The 16005-nt window shown below is 58.4% G+C and carries 15 protein-coding genes and 1 tRNA gene; 12 read left to right on the forward strand and 4 right to left on the reverse strand.

All coding sequences use genetic code 11. The features are described from left to right. Positions 1-37: 37 nt before the first annotated feature. From HMPREF9451_RS02120 to HMPREF9451_RS02145, 6 genes are all read left to right on the forward strand, one after another. Complete coding sequence (locus HMPREF9451_RS02120; protein ID WP_009138650.1) at positions 38-760, forward strand: GltB/FmdC/FwdC-like GXGXG domain-containing protein; 723 nt, start codon at positions 38-40, stop codon at positions 758-760. 125 nt (positions 761-885) lie between these two features. Continuing rightward, a complete protein-coding gene (locus HMPREF9451_RS02125) occupies positions 886-1785 on the forward strand; it encodes a DegV family protein (protein ID WP_040626313.1) in 900 nt (299 codons plus the stop codon). Positions 1786-1912: 127 nt separating this feature from the next. Continuing rightward, positions 1913-2839, forward strand: coding sequence for a DegV family protein (locus tag HMPREF9451_RS02130; protein ID WP_009138652.1), 927 nt, complete (start codon positions 1913-1915; stop codon positions 2837-2839). Between the two features lie 87 nt (positions 2840-2926). Then, positions 2927-3808 (forward strand): radical SAM protein, encoded by an 882-nt coding sequence (locus HMPREF9451_RS02135; protein ID WP_009138653.1) that lies wholly within the window; start codon positions 2927-2929, stop codon positions 3806-3808. Positions 3809-4064: 256 nt separating this feature from the next. Then, positions 4065-4478: a zinc ribbon domain-containing protein gene (locus HMPREF9451_RS02140; RefSeq protein ID WP_009138654.1), complete on the forward strand. Its 414-nt coding sequence runs from the start codon at positions 4065-4067 to the stop codon at positions 4476-4478. 15 nt (positions 4479-4493) lie between these two features. Beyond that, on the forward strand, positions 4494-5468 hold the full coding sequence (locus tag HMPREF9451_RS02145) for a protein kinase family protein (RefSeq protein WP_009138655.1): 975 nt from the start codon (positions 4494-4496) through the stop codon (positions 5466-5468). Positions 5469-5576: 108 nt separating this feature from the next. On the opposite strand, the gene thrB is transcribed toward HMPREF9451_RS02145, so the two are convergent. Together thrB and thrC are read right to left on the reverse strand one after the other, a co-directional pair. Continuing rightward, positions 5577-6464: a homoserine kinase gene (gene thrB / locus HMPREF9451_RS02150; protein WP_009138656.1), complete on the reverse strand. Its 888-nt coding sequence runs from the start codon at positions 6462-6464 to the stop codon at positions 5577-5579. Further along, complete coding sequence (gene thrC / locus HMPREF9451_RS02155) at positions 6461-7942, reverse strand: threonine synthase (RefSeq protein WP_009138657.1); 1482 nt, start codon at positions 7940-7942, stop codon at positions 6461-6463. Before thrC ends, thrB begins: the two co-directional genes overlap by 4 nt. 297 nt (positions 7943-8239) lie before the next feature. Here thrC and HMPREF9451_RS02160 point away from each other — a divergent pair, with 297 nt between their 5' ends. The 4 genes from HMPREF9451_RS02160 (at position 8240) to HMPREF9451_RS02175 (ending at position 11733) form a co-directional block, all read left to right on the forward strand. Beyond that, positions 8240-9619, forward strand: coding sequence for an aspartate kinase (locus HMPREF9451_RS02160; RefSeq protein WP_009138658.1), 1380 nt, complete (start codon positions 8240-8242; stop codon positions 9617-9619). Continuing rightward, positions 9606-10619: an aspartate-semialdehyde dehydrogenase gene (locus tag HMPREF9451_RS02165; protein WP_009138659.1), complete on the forward strand. Its 1014-nt coding sequence runs from the start codon at positions 9606-9608 to the stop codon at positions 10617-10619. Before HMPREF9451_RS02160 ends, HMPREF9451_RS02165 begins: the two co-directional genes overlap by 14 nt. A 141-nt stretch (positions 10620-10760) precedes the next feature. Beyond that, positions 10761-10835: transfer RNA gene (locus HMPREF9451_RS02170), tRNA-Thr, on the forward strand. A gap of 121 nt (positions 10836-10956) precedes the next feature. Further along, positions 10957-11733 (forward strand): HAD hydrolase family protein, encoded by a 777-nt coding sequence (locus HMPREF9451_RS02175; RefSeq protein ID WP_009138660.1) that lies wholly within the window; start codon positions 10957-10959, stop codon positions 11731-11733. Positions 11734-11797: 64 nt separating this feature from the next. Here HMPREF9451_RS02175 and HMPREF9451_RS02180 read toward each other — a convergent pair whose 3' ends face one another. Next, positions 11798-12160 carry a hypothetical protein gene (locus HMPREF9451_RS02180; RefSeq protein ID WP_009138661.1) on the reverse strand — a complete coding sequence of 121 codons (363 nt, stop codon included), beginning with the start codon at positions 12158-12160 and terminating at the stop codon, positions 11798-11800. A 171-nt stretch (positions 12161-12331) separates the two neighbouring features. On the opposite strand from HMPREF9451_RS02180, the gene HMPREF9451_RS02185 reads away from it, so the two are divergent. Together HMPREF9451_RS02185 and HMPREF9451_RS02190 are read left to right on the forward strand one after the other, a co-directional pair. Then, a complete protein-coding gene (locus HMPREF9451_RS02185) occupies positions 12332-13636 on the forward strand; it encodes a putative DNA modification/repair radical SAM protein (RefSeq protein WP_009138662.1) in 1305 nt (434 codons plus the stop codon). Positions 13637-13643: 7 nt separating this feature from the next. Beyond that, positions 13644-14510: a TIGR03915 family putative DNA repair protein gene (locus HMPREF9451_RS02190; protein WP_009138663.1), complete on the forward strand. Its 867-nt coding sequence runs from the start codon at positions 13644-13646 to the stop codon at positions 14508-14510. Positions 14511-14516: 6 nt separating this feature from the next. Here the strand turns inward: HMPREF9451_RS02190 and HMPREF9451_RS02195 are convergent, their stop codons facing one another. Further along, a complete protein-coding gene (locus HMPREF9451_RS02195; protein ID WP_009138664.1) occupies positions 14517-15824 on the reverse strand; it encodes a glycosyltransferase family 2 protein in 1308 nt (435 codons plus the stop codon). Positions 15825-16005: the final 181 nt, after the last annotated feature.

Genomic DNA, 16005 nt, shown 5'->3' on the forward strand with positions numbered 1-16005 from the left:
CAGAGGAAGGCGACATTAACGAGGAAGGGTCTGGACCATGAAGGTTATCGAGGCGAACGGCCTTGACGGCAGGGCTTTGAACGCTTTGCTGAGAGAGAACGAAGAAGGCTGCATAGTGAAAGGATGCCTCGGACAGCGTTTTCTCGCGGCGGGCATGGAGCAAGGCGTATTCGAGATGGAAGGCATTCCTGGCAACGCGCTGGGGTCGTATCTCAACGGCGCCACGGTGGTCGTGCGGGGCAATGCCCAAGATGCGGTGGGCGATACCATGAACGACGGCGAGATCGTGGTTCACGGTAGTATCGGCGACGCCGTCGGCTACGCCATGCGCGGAGGCGGGATATTCGTCGAGAGAGACGCGGGCTATCGCGCAGGCATTCATATGAAGGAATTCGAGGAAAAGGTGCCGAGTCTGGTTGTCGGCGGTGTTGCCGGCAGCTTTTTGGGGGAATACCAGGCGGGCGGCATCATTGTCGTGCTCGGTATCGGCGCGAATGGAAGGCGGATCGTGGGGGATTTCCCCTGCGCGGGCATGCACGGAGGCGAGATGTATCTGCGCGGGGCTTGCGAGGGCGTGACGTTTCCCGAACAAGTGAGCGCGCGAACCGTCGGAAAAGACGAGCTCGATCGCATCGAAGGTCTTGTGCGGGAGTTCTGCGACCGATTCGGCTACGATGAGGGCTTTCTGCTCGAGGGCCCCTTCGTCAAGGTCGTTCCGAATACGAACAACCCCTATCGGCAGATGTACGTGGGAAACTAGCCCTGCGTTTCGGCGGTATGTGGTGGTGCTGCAGTTTCTTCGGCAACGGCGCCGTGCTGCACTACAATATGCCGAAGGAATCAATGCGCGCCGCCCGCTTCGGCGCGGCGCAAGACAGGGGTGCCATGATAAAGCTTCTCACCGACTCGGTCGCATCCATTCCTGCACAGGATGCCAGGGATGCAGGAATAGACGTCATATCCCTTTACGTTAACGACGGCGGCGTCGAATACGCTGACGCGACCATGGATTTGGATGCGTTCTACGCAGACCTTCCCTCCAAGGTCGATAACATCCCCACGTCGTCGCAGCCTTCGCAGCACGAATTCGAAGAGTACTTCGAGCGTGCCGCCGCTGCGGGAGACGAGGTGCTCGGCGTGTTCATCTCTTCGAAGCTTTCCGGCACCTTCGACGGCGCATTGCGCGCGGCGCGCGCCGTCCATGCCCGCAATATCGGGTTTAAAGCGTCTTTCGTCAATACCTACTCCACCGGATGGGACCAGGCGTTTTGCGTGTGGGCCGCCTACGATGCCATCAAGGCTGGCAAATCGCTCGACGAATGCGCCAAGGCGGCGGCCGATGCGGTGCAGCGCACGCGCTTCCTGTTCTCGCCCACGAATCTGACGTTTCTTCAGAAAGGGGGCCGCATCGGCGCGGCGAAAGCCCTTCTGGGAAACATCATCCAGATCGTGCCCGTTCTCACGGTGCGCGACGGGCTTCCTGTGGATGTGGCGAAGGCCCGCACGCAGAAAAAAGCCGTCGCGGCGCTTTTCGAGACGTTCAAGTCCGACGTTGAGAAACACGGGCTGAAAGACGCCGTCGTGCACTATATAGGATCTTCCGAGGATGCCGAGAAATGGGCGCGCGAGAAGGTCGAGCCGTATGTGGGCCGACCGGTGCGCGTGCTGCCCGTCAGCCCGGTTGTCGGCCTGCATGTCGGTCCCGCCATGGGCATCGCCTATGAATGCGAGCGTCCCCTCGAAGGCAAGCTCACCATGCGGGAAAACCTTATCGTGTCCCTGTAGCCTCGTTTTCTGCGTCCTTTCGGCGGAGTGTCGCGCTCTTGTTGTTGCCGCCTTGCTCGGTTTCTGCCGATCGGCATCGTGCGATTTTTCCGGGTGAACGAAAGGCCTATTCCCAAGAAGGAGCCATATGACTGCCCAATGCAATCTGATTATCGACTCGTGCTGCGATCTTCCCTATTCGGTCGTCGATAGGGAAGGGGTCTATCTCATCAAATTCCCGTTTCTTTTTGGCGATCAAGAGCATCTGGACGATCTCGGCCAGAGCATGTCGGCCCATGATTTCTACGAGCGCATGCGCCACGGGGAGTGCCCGACTACCGCGCAGGTGTCCATTCCCGCGTTTACCGAAGCCTTCACGAAGGTGGCGCAAAGCGGCATTCCCACCGTGTATCTGAGCTTTTCCTCCGGGCTTTCCGGCAGCTATGACGTCTCTCATATTGTTGCCGAACAGGTGCAAGGGCAGTATCCCGATATGGAGCTGCACATCGTCGATACCAAACTCGCATCGGTTGCCGAGGCGCTGCTGGTCTACGAGGCCATTCGCCAGCGCGAGAAGGGCCTGACGGCGCACGAGATGGTGGCATGGGCCGAAGAGGCCCGCTATTTCGTGAACGCCCTGTTCATGGTGGACGATCTTGAAAGCCTGCGTCGCGGCGGCCGTATTCCCGACTCCGTCGCCTATGCGGGAGCAAAGCTTGACGTGAAGCCGCTGCTCACCATCGACTTGGAAGGAAAGCTCTCCCTCAAGGGCGTCGCGCGCGGTCGAAAGAAAGGCATCAAGCAGCTTGCGGAATACTATCTCGAACGTCGCGATCTGGAGAATCCGTCTCAGCGTGTGGTAACCGGTCATGCCGATTGTCCGAAGGACCTCGAGCGTCTGCACGATATCGTCTCCAAGCAGGACGAAGGCGTGCTGTTCATGGACGGCGAAATCGGTCCGGTCATCGGTAGCCATGTCGGCCCGGGCATGATCGCCATCGTCTTTTGGGGCAAAGACCGTCGAGAGGACCTGTCTGTCGCCGACCGCATCGCGCGCAAGGTGAAGGGAATCTAGGGTTCGCTTTGATGTCGTCGGTCGGCGCGGTTTCGTCCGGCCGACGCTTTTTGCGCGGCCCGCATTTCGGCCATAGTGGAGGAATACGTGTTCGAAGATTTTTTGGCGCGCTGCGAACTGTGCCCCCGTCGCTGCGGAGCCGACAGGGCTGCGGGCAGGCGCGGAGTGTGCGGCGCGGCGGACGAGCTGCGCGTCGCGCGTGCGGCGCTTCATTTCTGGGAAGAGCCGCCGATATCGGGCGAGGCGGGCAGCGGAACCGTGTTCTTCTCGAATTGTCCTCTGCATTGCGTCTATTGCCAAAACGCCTGCATTGCCAACGGTCGTGCAGGAGCGGACGTCTCCGTCGCGCGCCTGGCGCGGATTTTTCTCGAGCTTCAGGGAAAAGGGGCTCTGAACATCAATCTTGTGACGGCGACGCATTACGCCCCCCATGTTCTTGAGGCGCTTCGGCAAGCGCGCGCTCAGGGGCTTCGTTTGCCGGTTGTCTGGAACACCTCGGGATATGAAACCGTCGAGACCGTGAGGCTTGTTGCGCCGTATGTCCAGACGTTTCTGACCGATTTTCGCTATACGGATCCCGAGACCGCGCGAGCATATTCCCATGCCCCTGATTACCCGCATGTCGCCCGTGCCGCACTCGACGAAATGGTTCGGGGCGATGCGGACGTCATCGTGCGCATTCTTGCCTTGCCAGGACATATCGACGAGGCGAAAGACGCCGTGCGCTATCTCTACGAGACCTACGGCGATCGGGTTGTGCTAAGCATGATGAGCCAGTACACGCCTGCGGGAAGCCATCCTGAACATCCTGAGCTTGACCGGCGCGTTTCCCTGGAAGAATTCGAAGAGCTGCTCGATTTCGCCGATGCGATCGGATGCGACGAGTACTTCTGGCAGGAGGGCGATGCGGCGCAGGAGAGCTTCATTCCTGATTTCTACAGCCTCGAAGGCGTTTTGGGCCCCGAATAGCTTCAAGCGCTTTGAAATCCGAGCGGTTCAAGGATGCCTTCCGGAAGATATCCGTGCGTTCGCCTCGGAGCTAAGGTCGTTCGGTGATGGGTTTGTTTCGCTGCGCGCTTTCAGCCCATCGCTGCGTCGAAGGCTGTGGTAGGGTGTGTCAAAGCGCTCTGTTCGAGGCGCGACGTCTGCATGAGTCGCGCGGATGCTACGGTGCGATTGAGGATGTCGCCTTTCGGGGCGATACTATATGGAAGGAGGCTTCGAAATGGGCCTTTTCTCAATGAGCGGCAAGAAGAAAAAGGGCTATTACGGCGGTAGCAGCTCGTATGGAAAGCCGGGTCTTGGGGGCCTTGGCGGCATGATGGGGATGTTCGGGTCGTTTTCGAGCTCGTCGCGCAAGCGGCAGATGTATCAGCAGCAGATGGCCCAGCAGCAAGCCGCTATCCATCAAAATCCAGTCGTGCAGCAGACCCCTCAGGCCGCGCCGGCTGCTGCCGTTTCTGCCCAGGCCTCTTCCGGGAGCATCGCATGCCCCGCATGCGGCGCCTCCGTTCCCGCGGGCTCGAAATTCTGCCTTGAATGCGGCAATAAGATCGGCGGCGGTTTCTGCGCCGGGTGCGGTGCCGCGTTGCCTCCCGGTGCGAAATTCTGTCCCGCATGCGGAACCCCGCGCGCATGACGAAGCGGTCGCCTTATGCCTTTTCGCTCGAAGCGCGAAATCTCGATTGATGACGAACGCGAAAACGCCTTCCGCGAAAGCGGCGCGTTTTCAGATGGAAGATCCGACGCGCATGCGCCGGATCTTTCTTTGCGCACGGCGGATTTTCCCCGTTTGCGCTTTTCTTCGTCTCGTGCGGCGCGCTTTCTTACGGCGTTTTTCGACCGTTGCATCGTCGGCTGCGATGCGGGAGAGTATCGTCTTGAATCCGTGCTCGGCCAGGGGCGGTACGGCACGTCTTTCTCGGGCATTCGCCGAGCTGATGGCATGGAGGTCGTCATCAAAAAGATCGACCGAGCGGAGTCGACGAGCGTTCGCGAGGCCGTGTGGACGGAGTGCGCCGCGCTTTCCCTGCTTGACCATCGGGGAATCGCGCGCTGGCTCGGAATCGTGAACGGGCGGGTTACGACGTGCGGCTCCCGCGTTTGCGTTCGTGCGCTTCTGCCGCGGCATGCGGCTTTTTACGGCATCGTCCAGTCGAGGTGTCCAGGGAAATCCCTGCACCTTCTTCTTTGCGAAGGGCATGTCTTTTCCATGGATGAAATCGCATCCATCGGAGCCTCGCTTATCGAGACGGTGGCCCATTGTGTTTCGCGCGGGGTGCTTCACGGCGATATCCGACCGGCAAACGTCCTCGTGGACGAGCAAGGGCGTGTTTCGCTTGTGGATTTCGGCCTTGCTCGCTTTTTCGACAGGTCCCTCGCGGAAAGCGCGGTCTTTACCTGTGCGGCCGACGACGTGGACGGCATCGTCGAAACGCTGCTGTTTCTGCTGTATTCCGACCGTGCCCGGATTCGTGCCGACAGGAGCGGCCGCCCCTGGTTTGAAGAACTCGCCATAAGCGAGCGTCAGCGGTCGTTTCTTCACGACGCGTTCTTTCGCAAGGAATCGTTCGATTCGTTCGAGGAATTCGGATCGCGTTTCGCCGCCGCCTTTTCTTTCCGCTCCTGATTTCGTCGCATCGTCGAACGCAAAAAAAGTCCGAAGCAACAATGTGCTTCGGACTTTTCGGCAGAGGATTTCGCGCGATGCTCGTTTTCGCTTCGAGATACGGCGTCCTTATGCGTCGTAGGAGATGCGCACGCCTTTCGTGTCGCATTCGAGCACGTGGACTTCGAATGTAGGATAGAGCGACGCCAATCGGGCGCGCAGGCTTTCTGCGACAAGCCCGTCGGCCGTGACGGCCATCATGGTCGATCCAGATCCCGAAATCCACATGGTGCATGCGCCGCCGTCGAGGCAGATGCGGCGGACGTCCTCGTAATCGGGGATGAGTGTCTTGCGATACGGCTCCTGCAGTTTGTCTTCGCAGGCGGCGGCGATCAGCTCGACATCGCCGCTTTCGAGCCCGCGCGTAAGGCCTGAGATGCGGCCCATCTGCCACACGGCGGTGGAAAGGGAAACTTCTTTCGGGACGATTTTTCGGGCGCTTTCGGTCTTGACCTCGTAAGGCGGGATGATGGTGATGAATTTCAGATGCGGGTTCACGTCGTAGCGGATGCAGTGGGGCAGCGCGCCTTCGGGCGTAAAAGAGCAGACGAGCGAGCCCATGATGGCGGGCGCCACGTTGTCGGGATGGCCTTCCATCTGGGTTGCTATGCTCACCGCTTCGGCTCGCCCGACGATGCGCCCCGTCAAAGCGGCGGCGCCCATGATGCCTGCAACGGTGCAGGTGGAAGAAGACCCCAGGCCGCGCGACACGGGAATGCTCGTGTCGATGTCGATGGCGATAGGGAAGGGTTCTTCCCCCCAGTGCTCGAGGGCAAGGACGAACGAGCGATAGACGAGGTTGTCCTCGTTGCGGTATTTCTCGGGGCAGCCTGTGATGGTCAGCTTCTCCGCGCGATCGAAGGTGAAGCGCGAGTAGAGGCTTACGGCCATGCCGAGGCAGTCGTATCCGATGCCGAGGTTTGCCGAGGTTGCCGGCACAGCAATGGTCACGCTCACAGCAGCTCACCGCATTTCTTTTCAACGTAGGCGGACATATCGTCGGCGTTCATAACGTCATCGAAGCGTACCGAAGCGGCCTCGAGCGCCGAAAGGGCTGCGGGCGCGTGCGTCTTGCTTGCAGCCTCGAGCGCGCGCATGCAGTCGAAATCCGAGCCTTCCGAGGTGACGCCGAGCGCGGCGCAGACGTCTCGGCAGAACTTGTAGGGGCTTGCGGTGGACAAGACAATGCGTGCAACGCCGTCTTCCTTAGGCGTATTTCGGGACACGTGCCACGCGACCGCCGTGTGCGGGTCGAGGACATAGCCGTGCTCGTCGAAGCAGGACTTCATAACCTCGCGTGCTTCGTCGTCGGTGGCGAATCCGCAGTCGAAGACTTCCTGGATGCGCTCAAGCATCTCGTCGGAGACTTTGTAGCGACCCGTTTCGGCAAGGTCGTTCATAAGGCCTGCGACATAGGATGCGTTGCCGTCGCTCATGTAGTAGAGAAGGCGTTCCAGGTTGGACGAAATCAGGATGTCCATGCTCGGGGAGATAGTTTTATAGAAGGGACGGTTTCGGTCGTAGACGCCGGTGGCCAAGAAATCCGTGAGGACATTGTTCGCGTTGCTCGCGACGATGAGCTTGCGGACGGGAAGGCCCATGCGTCGTGCGAAATACCCTGCGAGCACGTCTCCGAAATTACCCGTGGGAACGCAGAAATCGACGCAATCGCCGCAAGCGATCGCGCCTTGGCGGACCAACTGGGCGTAGGCGTCGAAGTAGTAGACCACCTGCGGAGCGAGCCTGCCGATGTTGATGGAGTTGGCGCTGGAAAGCACGACGTTCTGCTTTGCCAGGCGGGCACGCAGCTCCTCGTCGCCGAAAATGCGCTTGACGGCGCTTTGGGTGTCGTCGAAATTGCCGCGCACGGCTCCCACGGCTACGTTGTCGCCGGCTTGCGTGACCATCTGGAGGCGCTGGATCTCGGACGTGCCGCCGTGCGGGTAGAACACGGTGATGCCCAGGTTGGGGGTGTCGGCGAAGCCGGCGAGCGCTGCCTTGCCGGTGTCTCCGCTTGTGGCGGCGAGAATCATGATGCGTTCGCTCGTTTGGGATGCGGCGCGGCTCATGAGCTGGGGCAGCATCTGCAAAGCGACGTCTTTGAATGCGCTTGTGGGACCCCAGAACAGCTCGAGGATATAATCGTCTCCCACGGAGACGAGCGGCGTAACTTCTTTTGAGGCGAAGGTCTTTCCGTAGGCTGCGTCGACGCAGGCCTCGATTTCCTCGGCGGTGTAGTCATCGAGCAGCGTGCCGAGGATGTCGGCAGCGTTTTCTCGGTAGGTTTGGGCGACGACGCGTCCGAGATCGATGGGTGTGCGGCCGAGCTCGTCGGTCACGTACAGGCCGCCGTCGGGCGCGAGGCCGTCGAGCACCGCCCGTTTAGCGGAGCACTCCATCGCATTAGAGCGTGTACTGTGATACATTGATGCCATTCGACTACTCCTTGGCGTTTTGCGGATGGGAAAGCCCTTGCAGGCTCTGCTTTCGGCTAATAGTAGCAAGAAAACGAATCTACGGGGCGAGCGGTCGGGGAAATGCACGTGTCGTTGACGGTGCGGCAATGGGGGCTTGTGCGCAGGCGCGCTTGCTCGTTTCGGACGTTGTTCGGGCGGGTGATTCTGCGGCATCCGCCGCACGGCTGCGTTTCAGCGTAGTCTCCTGCACGGTTTCGCACAGCCGCGGTCCTCATTCGCCAGGGCGGGAATGTTTTTGTATGCAAAGGTGGGCGTATGATAAAAATCACGAAGTTCGGCGGCTCGAGCGTAAGTTCCGCCGAGCAGTTCAAGAAGGTGAAGAAAATCGTCGAGGCCGACGAGGCCCGTCGCTTCGTCGTCGTTTCTGCGGCAGGCAAGCGCGACAAGACCGATAGCAAGATTACCGATTTGCTGTATCTGGTCAACGCCCATCTTCAGTACCACGTATCGTGCGACGATCTGCTGGGAACCATAGGGCAGCGTTTTTGCGAGATCGCGAAGGAACTCGACCTCCAATACCCGATCGGTCACGAGTTCGGCGTGTTCCGCGAACGCGCCAAGCGCGGCGATTTCACGCCTGAGTACATCGTCAGCCGCGGCGAGTACTTCACCGCGCGCATGATGGCCGAATACCTTGGGTTTCCGTTCGTGGATGCCGCCGACGTGGTCGCGTTCAACCAGGACGGAACGCTTGATATGGATCGCACGGGCGAGCAGCTGCGTGCCGCCATCGGCGAGGAGAAGCACTTCGTGCTCCCCGGATTCTACGGCGCTACTGCAGACGGCCAAATTCGCCTGCTCGACCGCGGCGGCGGAGACATCACGGGCGCCATTCTTGCCCAGTCGATCGGCGCCGATCTGTATGAGAACTGGACCGACGTGTCGGGCTTTTTGACGGCCGACCCCCGCATCGTTGACAATCCGAAGTCCATTTCGCGCATCACCTATGCCGAGCTTCGAGAGCTTTCCTACATGGGCGCGAGCGTTTTGCACGAAGAGGCCATTTTCCCCGTGAAAGACGCCGGAATCCCGTTGGTTATCAAGAACACCAACCGCCCAGACGATCCGGGCACGGTCATCAGCGAGGAGACCGAGCCCGGCATGGCTGAGCCCATCATCACGGGCATTGCGGGCAAGCGCGATTTCGTGGCGGTTCATATTCGCACCAACCATATGTCCAATCAGGTCGGATACCTGCGCAAGGCGCTTTCCATCTTCGAGCGCTATCGCGTGAGCATCGAGCACCTTCCCTCGGGCATCGATTCATTCGCCGTCGTGGTGCAGGGGGCCGATGTGAAGGATTGCCTGTACTCCATCGTGGGCGACATCCAACGCGAGCTCGAGCCCGACGAGATCAAAGTCGTCGAGCGCCTCGCGCTCATCTCCACCGTCGGTCGCAACATGTCGAGCCGTCCGGGCATTTCGGGACGGTTGTTCGGCGAGCTGGGCAGCGCGGGCGTCAATATTCGCATGATCGCCCAGGGCTCGGAGGAGTTCGACATCATCGTCGGCGTTAACGACGAGGATTTCGAGCACGCTATTCGCGTCATCTACAATGCATTCGTCGATTCGGACGAAAATGTGATCACCGTCGACGAGCTCGAAGAGAAAGGTTCCTTCAATGAAGTCGTATAACGTTGCCATTCTGGGCGCCACGGGCGCCGTGGGGCAGCAGATGCTCCAGTGCCTCGCCGAGCAGGATTTCCCCGTGAATAACCTTAAACTGCTCGCCTCCGCTCGAAGCGCCGGCAAAATCGCGCAGTTCAAGGGCGAAGACGTGGTGATCGAAGAGGCTCGCGACGAAGCGTTCGACGGCGTTGACATCGTGCTTGGCGCGGCAGAAAACGACATTGCCAAACGATTCGTTCCCGTTGCTCGCGAAAAAGGAGCCGTGACGGTGGACAACTCGAGCGCATACCGCCTCGACCCCGATGTCCCCCTGATCATCCCCGAGGTCAACCCCGAGGACATAGCGAAGCACAACGGCATTATCGCCAACCCCAATTGCGCTACGATCATCGGTCTTGTCGCCGTCAATCCGCTGCATAAGCTCGGTGGCATCAAGCGCATGGTCGTGTCTACGTATCAGGCCGCATCGGGCGCCGGTGTTGGCGGGCTTCGCGAACTCGAAGCGCAGATGGCTCGCATTTCAGCGGGCGAGAAGGTCGAGGATCCTAAGGCTTTCGCCTATCAGCTTGCGTGCAATCTGATTCCCCAGATTGGCGGATTCGATGAGGTGGGCTATACCTCCGAGGAGATGAAGATGCAAAACGAAGGGCGCAAGATCATGCATCTTCCCGATCTTCGTGTGAACTGCACGTGCGTGCGCGTTCCCGTGATGCGCTCCCATTCCGAGAGCATCACGCTCGAATTCGACCGTGCGGTAAGCGTCCAGGCCGCCCGCGAAGCCCTCGCGGCCGCCCCTGGCGTCAAGCTCGTAGACGACCCTGCGGCCCAGTTGTATCCCATGCCGTTTGATACGACCGACCAAGACCTCATCTACGTCGGCCGTATTCGCGACGATATCTCTGCCGGCGAAGGCCAGCATGGTCTTACGCTATGGTGCTGCGGCGACCAGATTCGCAAGGGTGCGGCCACAAACGCTGTGCAGATCGCCAAGATGCTCGCCGAATAGAGGAGTGTTTTTCGGAGCGATTCTTATGGCCGGCAGATTGGCTACAGCCTCGGCAAAGCGCTCGAGGCCGGCGTGGACATTTTCCTTGAAGTCATTTTGTGGATGCGCTATCGCTATGGTAGAATCACTCACGCACAATTTGCCAGTGTGGCGCAACGGTAGCGCAACTGATTTGTAATCAGTGGGTTGCGGGTTCGATTCCTGTCACTGGCTCCAGTAGATTCACAGGCCGAAACGGATGTTTCGGCCTGTTTGTTTTTCAGTTTTGCTCGTTCGAGCGAAACGCATCATATAGCGAGAGCGAACGCGCTCTTATGGTTTTAGGGGGTCGGTCATCATGCGGAAGCGTTATTTCTTTTTCGACATAGACGGAACCTTGGCTGCGGGCCCTATTGCGAACCGTCGTGTTCCCGAAAGCGCCGCTTTCGCGTTGCAGCACCTGCGCGAGCAAGGCCACTTCACGGCCATCTGCACCGGTCGCGGCTACGCCATGGCTCTGCCGTATCTGAAGGAACATGGCTTTTCCGATATGGTATGCGACGGCGGCAACGGCATTGTGCTTGACGGAGTGTTGCGCGGCGTAGAGCCTCTCGATAGGGAGGCGTGCATTCGCGTGCTCGAGGAGTGCGACAGGCTAGGACGGCCATGGGCCCTTTCCTGCGATCTTACTCGGCGTCGCTACACTCGCGTGCCCGAATTCGACGATTTGGCGCACGACGCCTACATGGATACCGTCGTCGATCCCAATCTTGACTATCATGCCATCGATTGTTTCTACAAGCTGTTCCTGCCGTGCACCGAAAGGGAAGAGGCGCCGCTTTCTTCGCTTTCCTTCGTTCCGACTGCTCGTTTCAGCCCCTATGTGCTTTTTGTCGAGCCCGTGGACAAGGGCAACGGGGTGAAACGCGTCATGGACGTGTACGGCGCGGACTATGCGGACGCCGTCGTGTTTGGAGACGGGTCGAACGATATCAGCATGTTTCTCCCCGAATGGACCTGTGTCGCCATGGGCAACGCCATCGACGAGCTGAAGGCGCGTGCCGACTTCGTGACGACCGACGCGGACAAGGACGGTATTTTGAACGCGTGCAGACATTACGGATGGGTTTCCTGACCGACCTGCCCGGCTTTAGGCGCAAGTGTTGTGCTGGGTATGAATCCAGGATGGGCGCGTGCTACTACGAACGGTGGCTTTTCTTTTCCACCTTTCCCGTGATGCGCCAGCGGTAGTTGGGGTTGTTTTTCAAAAAACGGAATCTGCATACGAACGTGATGCCCAAGACGATGAGCGTGGTTGCCATGCATGTGGCGAAGAATTCTGCTACGAACAGATTTCCCTCGAGCAGCGCATAAAGCGTAGCGAGCAGAAACAGCGCCGAAAGGCCGCCGTTGAGCACGATGAATATCTTGATGAGGACCTCTTTCGCTCGTGCAGGGGTCGACCTCCACGATACAACGAGGTAGATGGCAAGGGCGATGATCGCCAGAATTATCAAAAGGGGCGCGATGCGATAAAGACGGGCTGCTATGAAGGCCGGCATGATGACTCCTTTTCGCCGATGCGGCGTATTCGAACGTATGCTTCAATCATATCGCAACCATGCGCGAAGACTCCGATGGAGGGTTGACGAATTGGCATCGAAACCCATGCTTGAATCGAACATTTATTCGTATTACTATTATCGAATAAATGTTCGATTCAAGGAGGCGGCATGGACACGGAGAGCAAACTTCGCATTCTGGCGGATGCTGCGAAATACGATGTGGCCTGCACCTCGAGTGGCCTTGACCGGCAAGCGCAGCCTGGAAAGCTCGGCAATGCGGTCTCGGCGGGAATCTGCCATAGTTTTTCGGCGGATGGGCGCTGTATCACGCTCCTGAAGGTTCTGTACACCAATGCGTGCGTATACGATTGCGCGTACTGCGTGAACAGGCGCAGCAACGATGTTCCTCGTGCCGTGTTCGATCCTCGGGAGCTTGCCGATTTGGTTATCGCGTTTTATAGGCGCAACTATATCGAAGGCCTTTTCCTGTCGAGCGGCGTTTTGGTCAACCCCGACTACACGTCGGAGCTCATCATGGAGTCCCTTCGCATATTGCGCGAGGAATACGGCTTTCGCGGATACATTCACGCCAAGGCAATCCCGGGGTCTTCTCCCGACCTGGTTGCCCGGCTTGGGCTTCTTGCGGATAGAATCAGCGTCAACATGGAGCTTCCGTCCCGCGAAAGCCTAGCGCTTCTTTGCCCCGAGAAAACGAAAAGCTCCATCATCTCTCCTATGCGCCAAATCAAAGAACGCATAGAAGAAGATAAAGACGCTCGTTCTCTCGCTCGCAAAAACGCATGCTACATGGCCGAACGTAGGTCCGGAAAAACAAGTCGCGCATTCGCTCCTGCCGGGCAAAGCACCCAGATGATAATCGGCGCAACGCCCGAATCCGACCGCCAGATTCTGATGCTTTCTTCGGCGCTGTATGCGTCCATGGCGCTGAAGCGCGTCTTTTTCTCCGCGTATCTTCCCGTGAACGAGGACGCACGTCTTCCGTCTTCCGGCGCGGTCCAGCTTGATAGAGAGCATAGGTTGTATCAGGCGGACTGGCTCATGCGGTTCTACAGGTTCGACGCGAAAGAGATTCTGGGGGGTTCTTCTTTTCTAGAGACCGACCTTGACCCGAAAGCGGCTTGGGCCTTGCGGCATCTTGAGCAGTTTCCCATAGAGGTGAATACCGCGCGTTACGAATCCCTTATTCGGGTTCCGGGTATAGGGGTCCGCAGCGCGAAGTTGATTGTAAGAGCCCGAAAGGCGTCTAGCCTGGGAGAATGCGAACTTCGCAAGCTCGGAATCGCATTGAAGCGGGCTCGTTACTTTATAACCTGTCGTGGGAAATACCTTGGCGAAGGGGTCGAATTTGCCCCCGAGGCGTTGAGGGCCAGGCTGTCCGCTCCAATACGCTCGGGTAATTCCGGAAGAGGTGCCAACAGGGCTCTTGAGGGCCAGCTTTCGCTTTGGGGGTAGAAGGCTCATGGAAACGCTTGCGTACATATGCGAAGACTCCTTGGAAGGCATGCTTTCGGCGGTCTTCGAAGCATACGAACATCGGGAGTTTCCCGATGATATCGTGGTTCGGGGTCTGTTCCAGCAACGCTTGGGAGAAAAGGTCCGCTACGTGCAGACCGACATCGACCATGCATGCCGCGTGAGAGCCGGGCTTATCCGAACGTGCGGTTTCAGGGCGTATGAGGCCGTTCGGGCGGTGTATCTTTCGGACGATCGACGCAAAGGGTCGGCAATTCACGTTTTCGTGCGGTATGCAATGAAGCGCGGAACCCAGGCTCTTGACGACGTGGCTCATCCAGACGCCTCCGATTTCGTTGTCATCAATAGGTTCGTCTACAACGAGGTGCATCATTGGAAAGAGTTTCTTCGCTTTCGCCAGGCGGAAGGAGGGCTGTATTTTGCTCAGTGTAATCCGAAGGCGAGCGTTGTCCCGCTGCTTATGGGATGGTTTTCGGCTCGTTTCAACACGCAGGACTTCATGATTTACGACGAGGTTCATGCCCTTGCCGGAATCTCGCACGGCGGGTCTTGGGCCTTGGTGAAAACCGATGCTCTGGAGGTGCCTTCTGACACGGCTGAGGAGCGGTCGTACGCGCGTGCTTGGAAAACGTTCTACGATGCCATCGCCGTGAAGGAGCGTCTCAACCCCGATTTACGCAGGCAGCTCATGCCCAAACGTTTCTGGGGCGATATGACAGAGATGAAAGAAGAGGCGCCCCGGAAGAGCGCCTCGGCAGGTGATTCTTCTGTTCAGATTGGCGAACCCACTGTAACGGGAGGATTGCCGATATCGGCCCGAGCGAAACGAGCTCCCGTCGCCCTCGCCGATTGAAGCCCTCTACTTCTGAGATGCTTTGCTCATTTCCTCCACGTCCACCGAAATCGTGTGGCTGATCGGTTTCCACTTGGCCTTCTTGAACAGGGCGACAAGTGCGATGGGGATGTACGTGAGCATGAAGAAGGGGAAGGTGAACAGGTACTTGATCTTCTTTCCTGTGGTCGAGTGAATGTTGTTCCATTCCGTGAAGGTGGTGAGCGCCCCGAGGATGAACATGAACAGGCAGTAATTGAACAGGCAGAAGAACATGCTCGAAAGAGAGCTTACGATCATGCTGCCGGCGGACATATAACCAAGCAGGGCGAGCGCTACGATGGTGCCGTTGAACCCGATGGTGATGATGGTAAGAAGCATCGCCGGGGCGATGGTCATGAGCATGTCGTAGCACGCGAACCGCGCGCCCTTCTTATTGGTGAAGATGCCTTTAAGAAGCTTCCAGGAATAATGGGCGAACACCTGATAGAAACCCTTCGCCCAGCGGAAGCGCTGATTCCAGGAGTCCTTGAAGGTAATGGGCTGTTCGTCGTAGAGCATGGCAGTGGGGCAGTAGCTGATACGCTTGCCGTCAATGATGGTCTGTGCGGAAAACTCGATGTCTTCGGTGAGCAGATGCCATTTCCATCCGCCGTGTTTCTCGAGGACTTCGGCGGCGATGAAAAAGCCCGTTCCGGAGATAGCGCAGCTTGTGTTGAGGGTCAGGCGCGCCTGGCTGAGGTATTTCGCCTCGCGCAGGAACCAGACCGCATATCCGGCGGAAATCCAATTGCTTCCGTAGTTTTTGGAATTGCGGTAGCTGGTGGATGCGACGGCGCCTCCATCGTAGACCTTGTTCATTTCGCGGAAGTAGTTCACGTCCAGTACGTTGTCCGCGTCGAATACAAAGTAGGCTTCATAGCCGCGATCGGCGTAGCGCTGTTGGATGCGCTTGTATCCGAAGTCGAGGGCATACCCTTTCCCGATATAGTCTTTGTTGAATCGCTCGAAGACGTCCGTCGCTCCTGCGCTGCGGGCGACGGATGCCGTATCGTCGGTGCAGTTGTCCGCGATGACGAAGATGTCGATGAGCTCCTGGGGATAGTTCTGCATGCGGATGCTGTGGATGAGGTCCCCGATGACGGCGATTTCGTTTCGGGCGGAAATCATCACGGCGTAGCGATGGTTCTTCTTCGCCTCCTGCTTTGGAGGTTTTCTCGTCAGAACGGTGAAAATGTAGAAGAATTGGTAGACGTAGCAGATGGTGAATGCTAAAAAGACGCCGATATTGAAGGCGTCCACGAATGTGACCTGTGAGAGAATCTGGTCAAGCACGAGGCCCTGCCTTTCAGCTCCATGTGTAAGACTAGAAAGAAATGAACAAAACTTTCAAAAGTATAGTGGTATCCGGTAAGCCTGCGCTAGCGCATGGGGCATATGGACATAAAATGCAGAATATTGCAGGGCGTTTTCATATCTTCGCACGGCGAGGACACTTGCGCTTTTTGTCCGGTCG

It is taken from the genome of Slackia piriformis YIT 12062, assembly GCF_000296445.1.
GTDB classification, from domain to species: domain Bacteria; phylum Actinomycetota; class Coriobacteriia; order Coriobacteriales; family Eggerthellaceae; genus Slackia; species Slackia piriformis.

What these genes read in the sequence shown, in the direction of transcription:
- HMPREF9451_RS02120 (WP_009138650.1), top strand. Translation starts at nt 38, where the DNA reads ATGAAGGTTATCGAGGCGAACGGCCTTGACGGCAGGGCTTTGAACGCT.
- HMPREF9451_RS02125 (WP_040626313.1), top strand. Translation starts at nt 886, where the DNA reads ATGATAAAGCTTCTCACCGACTCGGTCGCATCCATTCCTGCACAGGAT.
- HMPREF9451_RS02130 (WP_009138652.1), top strand. Translation starts at nt 1,913, where the DNA reads ATGACTGCCCAATGCAATCTGATTATCGACTCGTGCTGCGATCTTCCC.
- HMPREF9451_RS02140 (WP_009138654.1), top strand. Translation starts at nt 4,065, where the DNA reads ATGGGCCTTTTCTCAATGAGCGGCAAGAAGAAAAAGGGCTATTACGGC.
- HMPREF9451_RS02145 (WP_009138655.1), top strand. Translation starts at nt 4,494, where the DNA reads ATGCCTTTTCGCTCGAAGCGCGAAATCTCGATTGATGACGAACGCGAA.
- thrC (WP_009138657.1), bottom strand. Translation starts at nt 7,942, where the DNA reads ATGGCATCAATGTATCACAGTACACGCTCTAATGCGATGGAGTGCTCC.
- HMPREF9451_RS02160 (WP_009138658.1), top strand. Translation starts at nt 8,240, where the DNA reads ATGATAAAAATCACGAAGTTCGGCGGCTCGAGCGTAAGTTCCGCCGAG.
- HMPREF9451_RS02165 (WP_009138659.1), top strand. Translation starts at nt 9,606, where the DNA reads ATGAAGTCGTATAACGTTGCCATTCTGGGCGCCACGGGCGCCGTGGGG.
- HMPREF9451_RS02175 (WP_009138660.1), top strand. Translation starts at nt 10,957, where the DNA reads ATGCGGAAGCGTTATTTCTTTTTCGACATAGACGGAACCTTGGCTGCG.
- HMPREF9451_RS02180 (WP_009138661.1), bottom strand. Translation starts at nt 12,160, where the DNA reads ATGCCGGCCTTCATAGCAGCCCGTCTTTATCGCATCGCGCCCCTTTTG.
- HMPREF9451_RS02185 (WP_009138662.1), top strand. Translation starts at nt 12,332, where the DNA reads ATGGACACGGAGAGCAAACTTCGCATTCTGGCGGATGCTGCGAAATAC.
- HMPREF9451_RS02190 (WP_009138663.1), top strand. Translation starts at nt 13,644, where the DNA reads ATGGAAACGCTTGCGTACATATGCGAAGACTCCTTGGAAGGCATGCTT.